The sequence below is a fragment of the Ruegeria sp. HKCCD6157 genome, from assembly GCF_013110685.1.
In the GTDB taxonomy this organism is placed as follows: domain Bacteria; phylum Pseudomonadota; class Alphaproteobacteria; order Rhodobacterales; family Rhodobacteraceae; genus Ruegeria.
Map to the genome: position 1 here is coordinate 17,597 of NZ_WVRB01000002.1, position 18,039 is coordinate 35,635.

The following is an 18,039-nucleotide window of genomic DNA, read 5'->3' on the forward strand; positions in this document are numbered from 1 at the left end:
ACAATGACAGTCAAAGAGATTTTCGAGACCATGGAATACGGACCCGCCCCGGAAAGCGCCGCCGAGGCCTTGGCATGGCTGGTCGATCAGGGCGACAAGTTCGGCCATTTCATCGACGGCGCCTTCACCAAGCCCGGCAAAGGGTTTGAAAGCCGTAACCCGGCCACGGGCGAGGTTCTGGCCAAGCTGACCCAGGCCACACGGGCCGATGTGGACGCCGCCGTTGCCGCCGCCCGCAAGGCCCAGCCCAAATGGGAAAAGCTGGGCGGCCCCGCCCGCGCCCGATACCTCTATGCCATCGCGCGGCTGATCCAGAAACACGCCCGCCTGTTCGCGGTGCTTGAGACGCTGGACAACGGCAAGCCGATCCGGGAATCGCGCGACATCGACATTCCGCTGGTGCAGCGGCATTTCTACTATCACGCGGGCATGGCCCAGCTGATGGAAACCGAGCTGCCCGACGCACAGGCGCTGGGGGTCTGCGGCCAGATCATCCCGTGGAACTTCCCGCTGCTGATGCTGGCGTGGAAGGTGGCCCCGGCGCTGGCCATGGGCAACACGGTGGTTCTGAAGCCCGCCGAATACACCTCGCTGACGGCGCTGCTGTTTGCCGATATCTGCATGCAGGCCGGTCTGCCCAAGGGCGTGGTCAACATCGTCACCGGCGACGGTGCAGTGGGTGAGATGATCGTGGCCTCGGACGTGGACAAGATCGCCTTTACCGGCTCGACCGTAGTGGGCCGCCGCATCCGCGAGGCCACCGCCGGATCGGGCAAGGCCCTGACGCTCGAGCTGGGCGGCAAGTCGCCCTATATCGTCTTTGACGACGCCGACATCGATTCAGCCATCGAAGGTCTGGTCGATGCGATCTGGTTCAACCAGGGCCAGGTCTGCTGCGCGGGCTCGCGCCTTCTGGTGCAGGAGGGTATCGCCGAACGGTTCTATGCCAAGCTGCGCGCCCGCATGGACACGCTGCGCATCGGCAACCCGCTGGACAAATGCATCGACGTGGGCGCCGTGGTGGATCCGGTTCAGTTGCAGACGATCACCTCCATGGTCGACAGCAATACGGTGGGCCATGTGCATCAGGCTGCCTGCGAATTGCCCGCAAATGGCTGCTACTACCCCCCGACGCTGATCACCGGGCTCGAAACCTCGGACCCGTTGATGCAAGAGGAGATATTCGGCCCGGTTCTGGTCTCGTCCACCTTCCGAACCCCGGCCGAGGCGGTCGAGCTGGCCAACAACACCCGCTACGGGCTGGCTGCCACGGTCTGGACCGAAAACGTCAACCTTGCGCTCGACATCGCGCCCAAGCTGGTCGCCGGCGTGGTCTGGGTCAATGCCACCAACCTGTTCGACGCGGCCGCGGGTTTTGGCGGCGTGCGCGAAAGCGGCTTTGGCCGGGAAGGCGGCTGGGAAGGGCTGAGCGCCTATACCAAGCCCAAGGGTAAAACCAAACCGTTGACCAAGATCGAATCCGTCGCGGGCGAAGGCGGCCCGGTCGATCCGGTCGACCGCACCGCCAAGCTTTATGTCGGCGGCAAGCAGGCCCGGCCTGATGGCGGCTATTCCCGCGCGGTCTGGGGCAAGGCGGGGCTGCTGGGCCATGTGGGTCTGGCCAACCGCAAGGACGTGCGCAACGCGGTCGAGGCCGCGGGAGGTGCGGCGAACTGGTCGAAAACCACCGGCCATCTACGGGCGCAGATCCTGTATTACATCGGCGAGAACCTCTCGGCCCGCGCCGACGAGTTCGCGCATCGCATCGACGCGATGACCGGCCGCAAGGACGGCGCGAAAGAGGTCGACGCCGCAATCCAGCGCCTGTTCACCGCCGCCGCCTGGGCCGACAAGTATGACGGCCAGGTGCATGGCGTTCCGATCCGGGGCGTGGCGATTGCGATGAAGGAACCGGTGGGCGTGATCGGCGCGCTCTGTGCGGACGAGGCACCGCTGCTGGGTCTGGTCTCGGCCATGGCGCCGGCGATCGCGATGGGCAACCGGGTGGTCCTGGTGGCGTCCGAGCCCTATCCGCTGGCGGCCACCGATTTCTATCAGGTGCTGGACACCTCAGACGTGCCCGCAGGCGTGGTCAACATCCTGACCGGCAGCCACGAGGAACTGGCCAAACCGCTGGCCTCGCATCTGAACGTGGATGCGGTGTGGTCCTTCTCGTCGTCGGACCTTTCAGCGCAGATCGAGGTCGTCTCGGCCGGGAACCTGAAACGGACCTGGGTCAATAACGCGACGGCATTCGATTGGGGCATGGACCACACCCGCCGCTTCCTGCAGGCTGCGACCGAGATCAAGAACATCTGGGTGCCCTACGGCGAGTAGGGCCCCTTCCAAAGCGGGAGGCTCTACATGGACTTTGCAGGAAAAACGGTCATCGTCATCGGTGGCACCAGTGGCATCAACCGGGGCATCGCCGAGGCCTTCGCGGCCTCGGGCGCCAAACTGGCCGCGGCCAGCCGCTCGCAGGACAAGGTGGATGACACCGTCGCCGCGCTGAAGGCGGCAGGCGCGGCCGAGGCGGTCGGCGCGGCCTTTGACGTGCGCGACGCCGATGCGGTCGCCGAGGGGCTGAAACAGTTCCAAGCGGCGCTCGGCGATTTCGACGTGCTGGTTTCGGGGGCGGCGGGCAACTTCCCGGCGCTGATGGCGGAGATGTCGGCCAACGCCTTCCGCACCGTGGTTGAGATCGACCTGATGGGCACCGTGCATGTTCTGAAAGGCGCCTATCCCTATCTGAAACGGCCCGGCGGCAACATCATCAACATCTCAGCCCCGCAATCCTATCTGCCCTACGAGGGCCAGGCCCATGTCTGTGCCGCCAAGGCGGGGGTCGATCAGATCACCCGTACCCTGTCGATGGAGTGGGGCGTGGAAGGCATCCGGGTGAACTCGGTGGTGCCGGGCTTCATCGAGGGCACCGAAGGCGCGAAACGGCTGGCCCCCACCCCCGACGCGGGCGAGCAGCTGCGCAGGGACGTGCCGCTGGGCCGCTGGGGTACGCCACAAGACGTGGCCAATGCCTGCCTGTTTCTGGCCTCGGACATGGCCAGCTATATCAGCGGTACCGTTCTGGCAGTGGACGGGGCGTTGTATCAGCGCGGCTCGGGCCAGTTCGGCCAGATGATGGGAGACATGCTGCGCAGCATGAAAAAGGGGTAAGCCGCAGCTTACCCCAAAAGGTTCAGTTCGTTGTTTCCAGGCCCACCGGCTTGCCAACGACGACAAAGTGCAGACCGTCCGGGTCAAGCAGTTCGGCAGCAACGCGGTTCACATCTTCCAATGTCACCGCGTTCACCTTGTCATTGCGGGTGGCGATATAGTCAATCGGCAGGCCTTCCATCTGCATTCCGACCATGATCGAGGCAATCTGACCATTGCCATCGAACCGCAGCGGATAGGCGCCGGTCAGATAGGTCTTGGCGTCGTCAAGTTCCTCTTGCGTCACACCCTCGGTGGCCGCGCGCGCCCATTCATCGCGAATTACGTCGATGGCTTCGGCGATACGGTCATTGGCCGAGGACACGGACCCAAGATAGACCGAAGCCAGATCCTTGGGCACCAAATAGGTCCCGACCCCATAGGTCAGGCCACGCTTTTCGCGCACCTCCTGCATCAGCCGGCTCTCAAACCCGCCGCCGCCAAGAATATGGTTCAGAACAAAGGCCGCAAAGAAATCCGGGTCATCCCGATCAATCCCGGCCTGACCGAACAAGGCCACGGACTGAGGCGTGTCGAATTCGACAACACTGACGCCGCCGGGAATGTTCACCTCGGCCTTGCCGGGGATGGGCTTGCCGGTGTCCGGCAAGTCGCCAAGCAGGGTATCAAGCAGGGTACCCAGTTCCTCTGCCGTGATATCGCCGACGGCCCCCACGTACAGACGATCTTTGGCGAACACGCCTTCGTAAGCCGCGACTACGTCATCGCGGGTCAGAGCCGAGACACTTTCGATGGTGCCTTTCCCTTCGGATCCATAGGGGTGATCGCCGTAGGCCATCTGCGCAAAGGTGAGGCCTGCGATTTCGTTCGGGTCAGTCTGGTCCGAGCGCAGGCCCGACAGAATCTGGGCGCGCACCCGATCAACCGCATCCTGATCAAAACGCGGTTCGTGGATCGTCGTGCGCAGCAAATCGACCACTTCATCCCGGTTCTCGGACAAAAAACGCGCGGAAATCGAAACTGAATCGTCGCCGGCATTGTATCGGAACGAAGCCGCCAGAGCTTCCAGCTCGCGGGCATAGGTCCGCGCATCCATGTCGCCCGCGCCTTCTTCGATCAGCCCGCTCATCAGGTTGACCGCGCCGCGTTTGTCAGGGTCGTCCAGCGACGTGCCACCACGGAAGCGTAACTCCAGCGCGGTGAATGGGATGGAATGGTCCTCGACCAGCCAGGCTTTGATGCCGCCGGGCGAGGTCACTTCTTCGATCTCGATCTCGGCCAAAGCCGGCAGGGCGACCAGGCAGGCAATCAGCGTTGCAACAAACCGTTTCATTGCGTCACCTCGTCATCGCGCATCAGCCAACCGGTGACCGACGCCTCGGGTTGCAGAACTTCGCGGGCCGCGGCGATGATCTCATCCCCGGTCACGGCCTGAAGGATGTCGGGCCAGGCCTGAACATCTTCGACCGTCAGGCCGCTGGTCAGGGCCCGGCCATAGCGGTTGCCGATGCCGTCCACGTTGTCGCGCGCATAGGTCTGGGCGGCGCGCAGCTGCATCTTGATGCGCTCAAGATCGTCTTCGTTCACACCTTCGGCGATGAAGTCGGCCACGGCCTGGTCCATGGCGTCTTCAGTCTCTTGCAGGGAAACACCCTCGGCCGGAACGACGATCAGATCAAAGGTCGTGTCATCCAGCGAAACACCGCGATAGAACGCACCGGCATAGACGGCCTTTCGCTGATCAAACTGCAACTTTTCGTTCAGGTAAGACGTCGTGCTGCCGCCCAGCAACTCGGCCAGCAGAAACAGAGCCGCCGCTTTTTCCTGTTCGCCCGGATCGCGTTCCGGGGCCAGATAGCTGCGCTGAACGTAAGGCTGGGCGACGCGCGGGTCCTTGAAGGTCAGGCGACGTTCGGCCGTTTGCGGCGGCTCTTGGGACCGAACCCGTTCGGGCAGGTCCGGGTTGGCGGGAATCACACCGTAATACTGATCGGCAAGCGCGCGGACTTCAGCGGGATCGACATCACCTGTGACCACCAGAATGGCGTTGTTGGGCGCATAATGGGTCTGGTAGAAGGACAGCGCGTCCTCCATGTCCAGATCCTCCATCTCGTGCATCCAGCCGATGATCGGCACGCCGTAGCGGTGGTTCAGATACTGGGCCGCACTCATCTGTTCGCCGAACAGGGCACGCGGATTGTTTTCGGTGCGCTGGTTGCGTTCCTCGAGAATCACGTTCCGTTCGGTCAGAATGTCCTCTTCGCTCAGCCGAAGGTTCCGCATCCGGTCGGATTCCATCCGCATCATCAGTTCTAGCCTGTCGGCGGCGACACGCTGAAAATAGGCGGTGTAGTCATACGAAGTGAAGGCGTTGTCGTTGCCGCCATTGGCAGCAACCGTGGCAGAGAACTCTCCCGGGGCCAGCGTGTCGGTGCCTTTGAACAGCAGGTGTTCCAGGAAATGCGCCACGCCGGAGGATCCGATCGGCTCATCAGCGGATCCGGCCCGATACCAGACCATATGCTGCACGACCGGGGCACGGTGGTCTTCGACCACGACGACATCCATGCCGTTGTCCAATGTGAATGTGGTGACCGCTTCTTTCCCGTCCTCGGCAAATACCGGGGCGGCCGCGATCAGGGCAGCCGACAAGGCCAGGGCCCGAACCATAGGGCATCCTCCGTTTCGTTTCTGGTATTCAAACTACGGTGACGCGGCCCGGGTTCAAGCCCGATGACGGAAAGTTAAGAATTATTCACCCGGCGGCGAAGAAGGAGTTTCTATGCCGGCCCGACGGGCGGCTTCTGTTTCCGCGAACGGATCGATCGATTGTTTTTCGTAAACTTGCCCATAGCGGTCGACCGGGAACAGACGCAGGCCGGTCCAGCGCCCCCGGCGTTTGCGGAACGCGGCGTCATCAGCCTCGACCACCTGCCGCGCATCGGGGGAAACACCATAGCGGCTGGAGGCCGTGACAAGCGCTGCATCCAAGGATGGCACAGCCGCGTTCGGGTTCAGCGCAGCAGCATTTCCGCCCAGCGCAGCCACCGCATCGGCATTTGGGTTCGGATCCGTCAGATTCGCGCCACCCGGCGTGGGTGCAGGCAAGAAGGCATAGTCCTGAGGTTGGGTCAGTGGCTTGACCGGCAGCACCGAAAACTCATCCGGCCCCGGGCCCGGAGCCTCCAGATCCCGCAGGCCGGGATTCGAACACGCCGCAACCGCAGCGGCAACAGTCAAAACAAATAGGGCGCGCGGCATCCGCATTGGTGTCTCCAGCCTGTTTCAGGCGCTTTTATCGCATATCATTCCGCGCGTCACGAGGCCTTTTTGCCGTCAAACAGCACCAGCCCGATAGCTCCTGCAAATATGAAGACATCTGCGAGGTTGAAAACAAACGGATTGTTGATGCCGCAACAGGACATGTTCAGGAAATCCAGAACAAAGCCGTAAAGAACCCGATCCACCACATTCGCCAGCGCACCGCCGATCAGCAGGCCGCCACAAAACAGCATCAGACCCGAATGGGCTGCACGGCCGAGCCAGACAAGCACGCCGACACAGATCGCCACGGAAATACCGATCAGAATCCAGCGCGCAGCCTCCGAGTTTCCTTGGAAGAGACCGAAATTGATGCCCCGGTTCTCGCCGTATTTGAACACCAGCAGCGGCGGCACAACATCAATGCCGCCGGGCTGATCGGCCACGCGCATGACATGAACGACCAGATATTTGCTGATCTGGTCGATCGCAAAAGCGGCCAGCGCCGCCCAGAGAAGCAGGCGTGACCGCATCAGTGACGGAAATGGCGCATGCCGGTGAAGACCATGGCCAGGCCGGCCTCATCCGCAGCGGCGATGACTTCGTCATCCCGCATGGACCCACCTGGTTGGATCACACAGGTTGCACCGGCTTCAGCGGCCTCTATCAGACCGTCAGGGAACGGGAAGAACGCGTCCGACGCTACCGCCGAACCGATGGTCAGCGGTTGGGCCAAGCCCAGAACGTCAGCCATGCGCTCGGCTTTCTTGGCCGCGATCAGGGCCGAGTCGACACGGCTCATCTGCCCTGCGCCCACACCAACAGTCGCGCCATCTTTCACGTAAACGATAGCGTTGGATTTGACGTGCTTGGCGACTTTCCAGGCAAACAGCAGGTCGCGCATCTGCTCATCAGTCGGGGCCTTCTTGGTCACGACTTTCAGGTCATCCATACCGACAAAGCCATTGTCCTTGTCCTGTACCAGCAGACCACCTGCGACCTGACGCACAGTTTTGCCACCTGCAGCTAGATCAGGCAGAGCTTCGGTCGTCAGCAGGCGCAGGTTCTTCTTGGCGGCAAAGATCGCCTTGGCCTCATCGGATGCGCCCGGCGCAATCACAACCTCGGTGAAGATGCCGGTGATTTCCTGCGCGGTTTCGGCATCCAGCGGCTGGTTCAATGCTACGATCCCGCCAAAGGCCGAGGTGCGGTCGCAGTCAAACGCCGACTTGTAAGCGTCCAGCAAAGTCGCACCTGTGGCAACGCCGCAGGGGTTGGCATGCTTGATGATCGCACAGGCCGCGCCTTGGGCCGGATCAAACTCAGCCACCAACTCAAACGCTGCATCGGTGTCGTTGATGTTGTTATAGCTCAGCTCTTTGCCCTGATGCTGCACGGCGGTTGCCACGCCCGGACGGTTGGTGCCGTCGGTATAGAACGCCGCCTGCTGATGGCTGTTCTCGCCATAGCGCAGGGTTTGCTTCAGCTCACCGGCAAAGGCGCGGCGCTTGGGCGCCTCAAGCTGCAGCGCATCGGCCATCCAGTTCGAAACAGCGGTGTCATAGGCGGCCGTCCGGGCATAAGCCTTTTGTGCCAGCCACTGGCGGAAACCGTAGGATGTCTTGCCGTAATTCTCTTCCAACTGATCCAGCACCGAGGAATAATCCTCGACATCCACAACCACGTTCACAAAGGCATGGTTCTTCGAGGCCGCGCGGATCATCGCGGGACCGCCGATATCGATATTTTCGATGCATTCATCATAGCCCGCGCCTTTGGCGACTGTCGCTTCGAACGGGTAGAGGTTCACCACCAGCAGATCGATGGCACCGATGCCGTGTTCTTCCATCGCGGCAATGTGGGTGTCGTTGTCGCGCAGTGCCAGCAGACCGCCATGCACCATCGGGTGCAGAGTTTTCACACGGCCGTCCATCATCTCGGGAAAGCCGGTGATCTCACTGACATCCTTCACCGCAAGCCCCGCATCGCGCAGCGCCTTGGCGGTTCCGCCGGTCGACAGCAACTCGACCCCGCGCTCGACCAACGCCTTTCCCAGCTCGATCAGCCCGGTCTTGTCGGAAACGGAAAGCAACGCGCGGCGCACGGGGTGAAGATCGGTCATGGGTCCAAAGGTCCTTTTGGCGTCAGTCAAACTCGGGCTCGTCCCGATGCGTATCGCGCACGGCATAGGCTGTGTCCTGTGCCTTGCTCAGAGTCCACCGGGTGCGCGTCGCATACTCCATTGCGCGCCCGGATAGAACGATCTGTTTTGTCGCGCGTGGCTTCAAACGCCCTTTTTCAAGGTAAACGCTTGGCTCGACGGACAATTTTCCAACGCCGTCATGGCGGAAAACCCAGATTTCACCGCTTTTGAGCGCCATCGATACCGCCGCACCGCCCAAATCCAGCGCCGCATCGACATCCGGATGCAGGTGAAACCGGATGTCATAGCCAATGCCTTTGAGGCCCGAAGCGTCCATCGCCTTGTCAAATTGACGCTTTGCCTTGTCGGTCGCCGTCAGCAGAATATCCTCGACCGTCAGCTCGCGCCCGTCAAATCGCAACTCAAAGGTCCGCGCATGGGTCAGACCAAAGACCTTTGCGTATCCATCGTGCCCCGCCATAAAGCGGATCCCCTCGAACGCATCCTCGAAATCAACGGGCACCTCCTGTGGTGCGTCCACCAGCGCCTGCGCTTCACGCCCCGGCACCGGGTTGGCCAGCCGGGCGCTTGAGAACCCATCCAGGCAAAGCGTCGAGTGCGACGGCGTCGCCCGTCCTGCGCGGCGCCATTCCAGCCCGAAACTGGCCCCCGACCCGCAATTCACGATCAGCGGCCGCCGCCCCGAGGTCAACTCGAACGCCAGAGTAGAGGCATGCGCATTGTAAGAGGCCGCCCCCGACGGCGGTATGCTGGCATCCACGATCACCGTGGTGCGTGCAGCCGACAGACGGGCATAGCCCATCGGCAATTCGGTGGCCGCCTTGTGTTTGACGCCGCTTTGGGCAAGGGCCTGTTCCAGTCGCCCCTCGACACCGCGCCCGCCACCATGAAACCGCGCCAACGCCCCATCCGCGTGGCGCAGGCTGCGCAAGGTCGGCGCGATCCGTTTGATCGCATTGGCCTGGGCGGCAGGCGTCCCGCGACCAAGATCATTCAGCGCCGCCGAAGTCCAGCTGAGCAGCGTGAACACCTCGAGCAATTCTTCCGGGTTGCGGGTTGGAATTCCGCCCTGCGCATCCACCTGACGGTCGCATTCCCCGGCCAGGGCGCGCAGGGCCGGGTCGGCCATCCGCTCCAGCCCCTCCAGCGCCAGCCCGGCCTGTACCAGTCCGGCCAGCGCCTCGAACCGGGGCAGACCCGGGGTTGCGGCATGCCAGCGTTTGGACAGGAACCATGTTTGCTGGGCCAGCGAGCGGAAAAACAATTTGCTTTGTTTTTCATCCGCCCCTCGCAGCAGAAAAAGCGCATGGTTGATCCAGCGCATCACCCGACGTCCGGTCAGATCAGGCGCCCAGCCGGGCCCTTGCCCGCGGCCATGAGATTCGATCCATCCCCAGACCCAGCGCTGCGCCTTTTCCCGCGCACGCATGTCTCCGACCGCGGCCAGATCATCCAGCCACGCAAAGCCGTGACGTTCTTCGTCAAAGCCGGCACTGGGGGCGGTGACGTCCCAAAGCCCGGTATCTTCGGCCTCGACCAGATAGCCGGCGAACAACAGATTTCCGGCAACCAGTTGCCGGCCACGTGCGAACGAACCCACCGAGCGCGGATCCGGTTGCGCAACAAACCCTGTGACCGCCTTTTGCCGCTGGCTCAGGCGCGCATAGAAACGGTTCTGAAACCGCATCCACCGACTGGCCATGGTGTCTGATTTCGACATGACGCGTGTTACTCTGCCCCTTGCGCTCTGCTGGCGCTTGAGACCCAACGATAGACCGCGCCGATCGTCAAGTCATCGAAAAGCGTGCGTTCAGACGGATTTGGTCAGACACGCGATATAGAACCCGTCCATACCACCCCGATCCGGCCAATAATCCGGGCGCAATCGCAAGCCGCCTTCTTCGGTGATCCAATCCGTTTCGACACCGGGTAAGTTCAGCGCGTCGCGATCCACGCTCATGTCCGAATACATGTCCAGCGCCTCGTCAATCTGAACTTCCCCCTCGTCCGGCAGCAGGGAACAGGTGCAATAGACCAGACGCCCACCAGGTTTGAGCAAGCCCCACGCATGGGACAACATGCGCGACTGGAGCTCGATCAGGCCGCCGAATTCCGAACCGTCCTTGGCAAACGGCAAGTCAGGATGCCTGCGAATCGTACCCGTGGCCGAGCACGGCGCGTCCAGCAGGATCGCGTCGTACCGGTCTTCGTGTTCCAGCGCATCGCCCACGATGACCTTCGCCCTAAGGCCGGTCCTTGCAAGGTTCTCGCGCACCCGTTCCATCCGTGATTCCGACACGTCTAGTGCCGTGACATCAGCCCCTGCGGCCGCAAGCTGCATCGTTTTCCCACCCGGCGCCGCACACAGATCCAGAACTTTCTGGCCCGCCTTCGGGGCCAGAATGCGAACCGGCAATGCGGCTGCCGCATCCTGCACCCACCAGTCTCCGGCCTTGTACCCCGGCAGGGTCGAGACCTGACCCGCATCGTGCAACCGCACCGACCCGGTCGGAAGGATCTCGTCTGAAGGGCCTTCCGCCCCGGGTTTCAAGGTAAGGTCCAGTGGCGCACCCGCGAAATGTGCCTGCTCGATTCCGGTTACGGCATCCGTGCCCCACGCTGCGATCAGCGGTTCACGCAACCAGTCCGGCAAACGCGGAACGCGCATCTTCGGCCACGCCTCGGGGCCTTCTACCGCAACCTTGCGCAGAACGGCATTCACCAACCCCTTGAGGCGACCATGCTTGCGCGAACGGCTGACGATCTCGACCATGGAATTGACGACGCCATGGGCGGCTTCGCCGTTGCAAAGCTCGACCGCACCCAGTCTCAGCGCGTTGTGGACCGTCAGAGCGGGTGTTCGGTTCAGGTGGTTGGCCAGCAGGCGGTCGGCCCGTTCCAGCCCACGCAGTGTTTCCAACGCCAGTCGCTGGGCACGCGCGCGATCCTCGGGTTCCAACCGATCCACTGCGCCCGCCGCCAGACACTCGGCCAGCAGGCGACCTTCGCCCAGAACCTGATCCAGAAGATAGATTGCGCTGCGCCGTGCTGCTGTCGCGCTGTTAGACATTGTACCGCCTTCATGTGACCTGCGTCCGCATTGCCAATGGCGGACGCGGGCGTATATCAAGACTGCGCAAGGAAAGGAACCCGATGTCATGAGTGACGACCGCAAAGACTTGCCCCCCGCCGCCCAGCGCGCCCTAGCCGAAGCGGAAGAACGCCGCCGCAAAGCCAAAGCCGAGGCCCAGGAATTGCCGAAAGAGCTGGGTGGCCGAGACGGACCGGACCCGGCCCGTTACGGTGACTGGGAAAAGAAGGGCATCGCCATCGATTTCTGAACGGTCAACCACGCAGCGCATTCAGGAAATCCTTGATCAGGGCACGCTGTTTTCTGGACTTCGCCCGGTCTTCAGGCCAGGTCAGCCAGTACCCGTCTTTGGTGTGCAATTCGGGTAAGTCCAGCCGCCGCAACCGCCCCTCTTGCAGGTCGGCAAGGGCCAAGGGAACCGATCCCAAAACCACACCCATGCCGCGCCGCGCAGCCGAAATCGCATGTTCCATCGAATCAAAGCTGATTTTTGATTGCGGCAGGTCCAGCTGGCCGTTTTTCTGGCTCCATTCTCTCCAGCCGGGGCGTTCTCCACGCAGGTCAATCAATGGAGCGCCCCAATCGACACCCGGCGGCGCCATGGGGGCAAGGACCTCAGGCGCGATCGGGGCGGCATCACGCCCGGCCCAGATGCCCCGACCATATCGGATTTGCAGCCAGGTTCGTTCTTCGTCCAAAGACGACCGGCGCGCGACCGAGTCGGTCATCACCCGAACCTCTGGCTGCATCTCGTGAAACCGGGTCAGCGCAGGCAGAACCAGTGCGTGGATGTTCGACGACAAGCCGGCCACGCGCAGCTCGCGCGGGGATTTGCCAAACAGGTCCTCGGTATTTCGCTCCAGCGCGCGAAGGCTGTCCTGCACCAAAGGCAGATAGCTTTCACCTTCGACCGTCAGTGACACGCCCCGCGCCTCGCGCACGAACAAGGATCGGCCCAGCCAGGCTTCGAGGTTGCCGATCCGCTGGCTGACAGCGGCCTGCGTCAGCCCGAACTCCCTGGCTGCTGCCGAGAACCCACCAAGACGCCCGGCGGCCTCGAACACGCGCAGCCAGTCCAGTGGCGGTAGCCCGATCTTTTTCCTAGCCATTAGATTTTCCAAGCCTCAGCCGAAATAAGGATTAATTGTCGTAATGCCATGAACAGCGTATCTGCTCAACCAAAGCTCGCGCCGAACAGGAGACCCCAAATGCTGCGCACCGCCAACCACGACACTTCGGTCGTCACCGTCGCGTTCGACACAGGAACGCAAGCCCGCTTTCACGCCGTCTGGTTGCGCGACAACGCGCTGGACCCGGAAACCCGCGCCCCGGGCAACGGCCAGCGACTGATCACCATCGGCGATATCCCCGCTGACATCTCGGTCAGTTCAGCCGAGGTTGTCGCGGGCGGCCTTCAGGTCACGTTCCAGCCCGAAGACAAAACCGTTACCTTCCCGGCCGAATGGCTGGCCGAACACAACTATGATTGCGAACGGGACGACACGCTGGGCCGCACCGGCCCCGGCATCATCACCTGGGAAGGCGGGATCGCCGCACCCAGTGGCGACTGGAACGAGGTTCATGCCAGCCCTGCGGCCAAACGCAACTGGCTGGCGTCTGTGGCGAGTTACGGCTTTGCCAAGCTGACGGGCGGTCCAACCGAACCGGAATCGCTTTTGAAAGTGGCCGACCTGTTCGGCTATGTCCGCGAAACCAACTATGGCCCTTATTTCGAGGTTCGGACGGAAGTGAACCCGACCAACCTCGCCTATACCGGGCTTGGCTTGCAGGCCCACACCGACAACCCCTATCGCGACCCTGTGCCGACGCTGCAAATCCTCTATTGTCTGGAAAACAGCGCCGAAGGGGGCGACTCGATCGTGGTCGACGGCTTTCGCGCTGCCGAAAAGCTGCGTGCGCAGAACCCCGAAGGTTTTGCACTGCTGGCAGGCTACCCGGCGCGGTTTGAATACAAGGGGTCAGACGGTGTCTGCCTGCGGTCTCGCCGTCCGATGATCGAATTGTCGCCGGATGGCGAACTGGTTGGCATCCGCTTCAACAACCGTTCCTCAGCGCCATTCGTGGACGTGCCTTTCGACAGGATGGAAGCCTATTACGCGGCTTACCGCCAACTGGGCGAGATCATCGACGACCCGGCCATGGGCGTGTCGTTCAAACTGGAGCCGGGCGAAAGCTTCATCGTCGACAACACCCGTGTCCTGCATGCACGGCTGGGCTATTCCGGCACGGGGTCACGCTGGTTGCAGGGATGCTATGCCGACAAGGACGGGTTGCTGTCCACACTGGCGGCGATGGAGATGACGCAGCCGGAGGCGGCGGAATGAAGCCCGATTTCTCGACCCTGAACCGGGACAATATCGTCGCCTTCATCGGGGATATCTTCGAACGCCGCGGCGGTGAGGAATATCTTGGAGAACCCGTCACCATGGCCCAGCACATGCTGCAAGGCGCCACCATCGCCGAACAGAACGGCCAGCCTGAAGAGATCATCGTCGGCGCCTTGTTGCATGATATCGGCCATTTCACATCCGAGTTCGGGACCTACCACCCCGATGATACCGAAGATCGCCACCACGAAGATGCGGGTGCTGAGGTGCTGGAACAGTTCTTCCCTTCGGTCATCACCGATTGCTGCCGATATCACGTGGCCGCCAAACGGTATCTCTGCGCAACCAAGCCCGAATACTTCAACCGCCTCTCTGCCGCCTCGGTCCATACCTTGGAACTGCAAGGCGGCCCGATGAGCGCCGTAGAAGTCGCCGCCTTCGAATCCAATCCGAACCTGAAAGAGATCATTCAGGTCCGGTATCTGGATGAGGCCGGCAAACGGGCGGATATGGAGACGCCGGATTTCGCCCATTTCGCACCGATGGTGCAGCGCATGGTCGACAAGCACTTGGGGGCATCATGACCGCACCCGAGTACATCTTCGAGGCCAGTTCCAAGCCATCCCTGCCGTGGCACGAGGTTCCCCTGATCCGGGCGACGGACAGCACGGTTAGGGGGTACGGCTGTTTGGTCGACGACCCCGAGACCTTTGAAATCGAGATCGTACGCTGGCCGCAGCAGGGCTGGCGACCGATTGACGACGGCACGGGTGACGAAGGCGGCTGGGTTGAAGGCACGTTCAAATGCGATTGGCAGGGTGACGTGCTTTACGGTGAGAACGAGGCAGTCAAAGGCCATTACGTGCTGGGTTGGTCCGCCGACCCTCAGCAAGCGCAAACCGACCGACAAACAGCGCCGCGGGATCAAGTGTTGCTGTGGCATATGAACTATCACCCCGATGGCGGGCAGATGTTCTGGCCGCTGGACAACAAGCCCTTCATCGTGCCCGCGGCCCTGCCTGGCGACAATCTGACCCCGGACAAGGTGGTGGCATTCTGGTGTGACGGGTCAAAGGGGCTCTATATCCATCCCGGCATCTGGCACGAGGGGATTTTCCCGGTCGAGGACAACCAGCGTTTTCTGGATCGTCAGGGCCGGGTCCACGCGCGGGTCAGCGCCGATATCGGCAAAGAGTTCGGCGTTTATCTGGCCTGCCCGCTGCGGGCGGACAAAGTCAGGGATTTGTGACCAACGCCCCCTGATGCCTCGGGCGCCGGCGTGCAATCCAGATCTGCACGGCCAGCAGATAAGGCACAAAGAACGCGAAATTCTGCACCAGATCAAAAGGGCCCGAGAAATCGGGCTCTGACCCCCACCCGCCGGTCAGCAGATACCACAGTGTGTAATGCACGCGGTAAAGCCACGACCCCAACGCCAGCCAGAACAGCCGCAATCCCCATGCCCAATGGCCTGCGCGATCCCCTTCCAAAGCCCTGCGCGCCACCATCAGCGCAGCCGTGAAAAGACACAGCCCGTACAGAAAAAAGGAGGCAGACATCAGCGGCCCTCCGATGGTTCCGCGCAGGGGAATATAGATCATGCCCGCCAGCCCGGTGATCCATGCCAGCGCCACCAGACAGGCTCCCATCATGCGGTGAAATCGATTGTACTTGAGCCGCAACCCCTTCAACAGTTGAAGCGGGACGAGTGCGACCAAAAAAGTTCCTGCCAGAATGTGCACCAACATCGCGGCATTGCCGACATTCTCACCATCAGCGAACAAATAGCTGTTCCGGGCGGCGTCCTGCGACAGGCCTTTGCCGATCATTCCAACGCCATGCGCAACGAATGGCAACAGTGTCAGGTAAAACACCGCAAGCAGAATGCCGGTTGCCAGTCCAGAGCGCCGAATCCTCATGAATCAAAGCTTAGCGTCGGCGACCGCTTCGTCTATGGCTCACAGACCCAGCACATCCACCATGTCATATTGGCCGGGTGCCTTCCCCTGCCCCCACAGCGCCGCCTTCAGCGCGCCGCGGGCAAAAATCGCGCGGTCGCTGGCCAGATGGCGCAGAACGATGCGCTCGCCGGGCGCGGCGAACAGGACGTCATGTTCACCAACGATGTCGCCGCCGCGAATGGCGTGGAAGCCAATGTCACCACGCTTGCGCGCACCGGTGATGCCATCCCGCCCCCGATCGGCCACATCCGACAGTTTGACGCCGCGCCCCTCGGCGGCGGCCTCGCCCAACATCAGCGCGGTGCCGGATGGCGCGTCCACCTTGTGATGGTGATGCCCTTCGATGATTTCGATATCAAAATCCTCATCCAGTGCAGCCGCGACTTTCTTGGTCAGTTGCACCAGCAGATTGACGCCAAGGCTCATGTTCCCTGCCCGCACGATCACCGCGTGGCGCGAGGCCGGTTCCAGCGCGGCGATCTGCTCATCCGTCATGCCGGTCGTACCGATCACATGCACGCAACGCGCCTGTGCGGCCAAAGCGGCAAAGTCCAGCGTCGCCTCGGGCGCGGTAAAGTCGATCACCGCCTGTGCCTGCGCAAAAGCTTCCAGCGGGTCATCGGTAACTTTGACGCCCAGCGCCTGGCCACCCATCGCTTCGCCCACATCCTGACCGACCCAGTCATGCCCTTTGCGCTCGACCACGCCGACCAGACGCGCCTGATCACTGTCGGTTACGGTCTTGATCAGCATCTGCCCCATGCGGCCCGAAGCCCCTGTGATGACGATACCCGGAATATGGGTCATGGCGGTATTCCCTTGCTGCAAACTGCTCAAAGCCTCCTACCCCGTTCGCGCCCGCTTGGCAAAGCCCCGGTTTGCGCTTAGATCGGGGATTATGGCAAAGAACAAATTCCACGATGGCCCCGGCCCGTCCCAACGACAGCTGCGCGTCGGCGAACTGATCCGCCGCACCCTGTCCGAGGTTCTAGCGCGCGGAGATGTCCACGACCCCGACCTGAACCGCATGTCGATCACAGTGGGCGAGGTGCGCACCTCGCCCGATCTGAAAATCGCCACCGCCTATGTGCTGCCGCTGGGCGGCAAAGGGCGGGAGGACGTGATCGATCTGCTCGCCCGCAACAAAAGTGAACTGCGGCGCATGGTTGGCAAAAAGGTCGGCCTGAAATTCTCGCCCGATCTTCGGTTCCGCCTTGATGACACGTTTGACCGCCTGGACGACACCCGCCGCATGTTCGAACAGGACGCGGTGCGCCGCGATCTGGACGAGTGATCCGAGCATTCGTCACATTGGGCGCGGTTGTCTGGGCCGCGCAAGCCTCTGCGGTCACTTGCGAAAAGCTGACCCATGACGACAAGCGCTATACCGTCTGCGAAGTCGACGCGGAAAACGAAGACCTGCGCCTGTTTCTCAACGACGAAAACGGGAATCTGCTGGGGCATTTCTCGTCGGTGAACGAGGCGCTGGCCCCCGGCGGCAAGCGTCTGGCCTTTGCAATGAACGCGGGCATGTACCACGATGACCGTTCGCCCGTCGGCCACTATGTCGAGAACGGCAAAGAGGTCATGCGGGTGATCTCCAACCCCGGCCCCGGCAATTTCGGCCTGCTGCCCAACGGCGTGTTCTGCATCCGCGAGGGCCGCGCTGACGTGTTCGAGACGCTGGATTTCATCGACCGGGCCCCCGACTGCCGGTTCGCCAGCCAATCCGGCCCGATGCTGGTGATCGATGGTGAACTGCACCCCCGGTTCCTGCCCGATTCGACCTCGCTCTATGTACGCAACGGGGTGGGCACCAGCGCCGATGGCACCCGTGCGGTGTTTGCGATTTCCGAAGATTACGTCACATTCCACGAATTCGGCCGTCTGTTCCGCGACGTGCTGGAAACTCCGAATGCGCTGTTCTTCGATGGCAATATCTCTCGCATGTATGACCGCGCGAACAATCGGTCCGATGTCGGGTTTTCGCTGGGGCCGATCGTGGGTGTGGTCGAAGACGCACCTTGAAATTGACAGGAC

General features: G+C 62.2%; 18 protein-coding genes. 8 read left to right on the forward strand and 10 right to left on the reverse strand.

Annotated features, from left to right (window positions below; translation table 11 throughout):
* Positions 1 to 3 precede the first annotated feature (3 nt).
* Positions 4 to 2,337 carry an aldehyde dehydrogenase family protein gene (locus GS612_RS10155; protein WP_171640055.1) on the forward strand — a complete coding sequence of 778 codons (2,334 nt, stop codon included), beginning with the start codon at positions 4 to 6 and terminating at the stop codon, positions 2,335 to 2,337.
* Between the two features lie 27 nt (positions 2,338 to 2,364).
* Positions 2,365 to 3,174, forward strand: coding sequence for an SDR family oxidoreductase (locus tag GS612_RS10160; protein WP_171640057.1), 810 nt, complete (start codon positions 2,365 to 2,367; stop codon positions 3,172 to 3,174).
* Between the two features lie 22 nt (positions 3,175 to 3,196).
* Here GS612_RS10160 and GS612_RS10165 read toward each other — a convergent pair whose 3' ends face one another.
* The 7 genes from GS612_RS10165 to GS612_RS10195 all read right to left on the reverse strand — a co-directional run bounded on the left by GS612_RS10165 (position 3,197) and on the right by GS612_RS10195 (position 11,669).
* Complete coding sequence (locus GS612_RS10165) at positions 3,197 to 4,507, reverse strand: pitrilysin family protein (RefSeq protein WP_171233465.1); 1,311 nt, start codon at positions 4,505 to 4,507, stop codon at positions 3,197 to 3,199.
* The gene (locus tag GS612_RS10170; protein ID WP_171640058.1) at positions 4,504 to 5,844 is read right to left on the reverse strand and encodes a pitrilysin family protein; all 1,341 of its coding nucleotides are present in this window, start codon (positions 5,842 to 5,844) and stop codon (positions 4,504 to 4,506) included. The genes GS612_RS10165 and GS612_RS10170 overlap by 4 nt, the downstream gene beginning before the upstream one ends.
* Before the next feature lie 81 nt (positions 5,845 to 5,925).
* A complete protein-coding gene (locus GS612_RS10175) occupies positions 5,926 to 6,441 on the reverse strand; it encodes a DUF3035 domain-containing protein (protein ID WP_171640060.1) in 516 nt (171 codons plus the stop codon).
* Between the two features lie 50 nt (positions 6,442 to 6,491).
* Entirely contained in the window at positions 6,492 to 6,968 is a 477-nt protein-coding gene (gene lspA, locus GS612_RS10180; RefSeq protein ID WP_171233463.1) for a signal peptidase II, read from the reverse strand.
* Positions 6,968 to 8,557, reverse strand: a complete 1,590-nt coding sequence (gene purH, locus GS612_RS10185; protein WP_171640063.1) for a bifunctional phosphoribosylaminoimidazolecarboxamide formyltransferase/IMP cyclohydrolase — start codon at positions 8,555 to 8,557, stop codon at positions 6,968 to 6,970. Before purH ends, lspA begins: the two co-directional genes overlap by 1 nt.
* A 22-nt stretch (positions 8,558 to 8,579) precedes the next feature.
* On the reverse strand, positions 8,580 to 10,319 hold the full coding sequence (locus tag GS612_RS10190; protein WP_171640064.1) for a heparinase II/III family protein: 1,740 nt from the start codon (positions 10,317 to 10,319) through the stop codon (positions 8,580 to 8,582).
* Positions 10,320 to 10,409: 90 nt separating this feature from the next.
* Positions 10,410 to 11,669, reverse strand: a complete 1,260-nt coding sequence (locus GS612_RS10195) for an RsmB/NOP family class I SAM-dependent RNA methyltransferase (RefSeq protein WP_171640066.1) — start codon at positions 11,667 to 11,669, stop codon at positions 10,410 to 10,412.
* Between the two features lie 88 nt (positions 11,670 to 11,757).
* Between GS612_RS10195 and GS612_RS10200 the strand changes: the two genes are divergently transcribed.
* Positions 11,758 to 11,940: a DUF1674 domain-containing protein gene (locus GS612_RS10200; protein WP_171330384.1), complete on the forward strand. Its 183-nt coding sequence runs from the start codon at positions 11,758 to 11,760 to the stop codon at positions 11,938 to 11,940.
* Positions 11,941 to 11,944: 4 nt separating this feature from the next.
* Here GS612_RS10200 and GS612_RS10205 read toward each other — a convergent pair whose 3' ends face one another.
* Positions 11,945 to 12,799 carry a LysR family transcriptional regulator gene (locus GS612_RS10205; RefSeq protein WP_171640068.1) on the reverse strand — a complete coding sequence of 285 codons (855 nt, stop codon included), beginning with the start codon at positions 12,797 to 12,799 and terminating at the stop codon, positions 11,945 to 11,947.
* 99 nt (positions 12,800 to 12,898) lie between these two features.
* Between GS612_RS10205 and GS612_RS10210 the strand changes: the two genes are divergently transcribed.
* From GS612_RS10210 to GS612_RS10220, 3 genes are read left to right on the forward strand one after another with little or no spacing between them, the layout of a single operon-like run.
* Positions 12,899 to 14,035 carry a TauD/TfdA family dioxygenase gene (locus GS612_RS10210; RefSeq protein WP_171640070.1) on the forward strand — a complete coding sequence of 379 codons (1,137 nt, stop codon included), beginning with the start codon at positions 12,899 to 12,901 and terminating at the stop codon, positions 14,033 to 14,035.
* A complete protein-coding gene (locus GS612_RS10215) occupies positions 14,032 to 14,622 on the forward strand; it encodes an HD domain-containing protein (RefSeq protein WP_171640073.1) in 591 nt (196 codons plus the stop codon). Before GS612_RS10210 ends, GS612_RS10215 begins: the two co-directional genes overlap by 4 nt.
* Positions 14,619 to 15,287: an ureidoglycolate lyase gene (locus GS612_RS10220; RefSeq protein ID WP_171640075.1), complete on the forward strand. Its 669-nt coding sequence runs from the start codon at positions 14,619 to 14,621 to the stop codon at positions 15,285 to 15,287. Before GS612_RS10215 ends, GS612_RS10220 begins: the two co-directional genes overlap by 4 nt.
* On the opposite strand, the gene GS612_RS10225 is transcribed toward GS612_RS10220, so the two are convergent.
* Positions 15,274 to 15,957 (reverse strand): DUF2306 domain-containing protein, encoded by a 684-nt coding sequence (locus GS612_RS10225; RefSeq protein WP_171640077.1) that lies wholly within the window; start codon positions 15,955 to 15,957, stop codon positions 15,274 to 15,276. The two genes, GS612_RS10220 and GS612_RS10225, sit on opposite strands and share 14 nt — an antisense overlap.
* 39 nt (positions 15,958 to 15,996) lie before the next feature.
* Complete coding sequence (gene dapB, locus GS612_RS10230) at positions 15,997 to 16,806, reverse strand: 4-hydroxy-tetrahydrodipicolinate reductase (protein WP_171640079.1); 810 nt, start codon at positions 16,804 to 16,806, stop codon at positions 15,997 to 15,999.
* A gap of 91 nt (positions 16,807 to 16,897) precedes the next feature.
* Between dapB and rbfA the strand changes: the two genes are divergently transcribed.
* Positions 16,898 to 17,293 carry a 30S ribosome-binding factor RbfA gene (gene rbfA / locus GS612_RS10235; protein WP_171640081.1) on the forward strand — a complete coding sequence of 132 codons (396 nt, stop codon included), beginning with the start codon at positions 16,898 to 16,900 and terminating at the stop codon, positions 17,291 to 17,293.
* Complete coding sequence (locus GS612_RS10240; protein WP_171640083.1) at positions 17,290 to 18,027, forward strand: phosphodiester glycosidase family protein; 738 nt, start codon at positions 17,290 to 17,292, stop codon at positions 18,025 to 18,027. The genes rbfA and GS612_RS10240 overlap by 4 nt, the downstream gene beginning before the upstream one ends.
* Positions 18,028 to 18,039 lie beyond the last annotated feature (12 nt).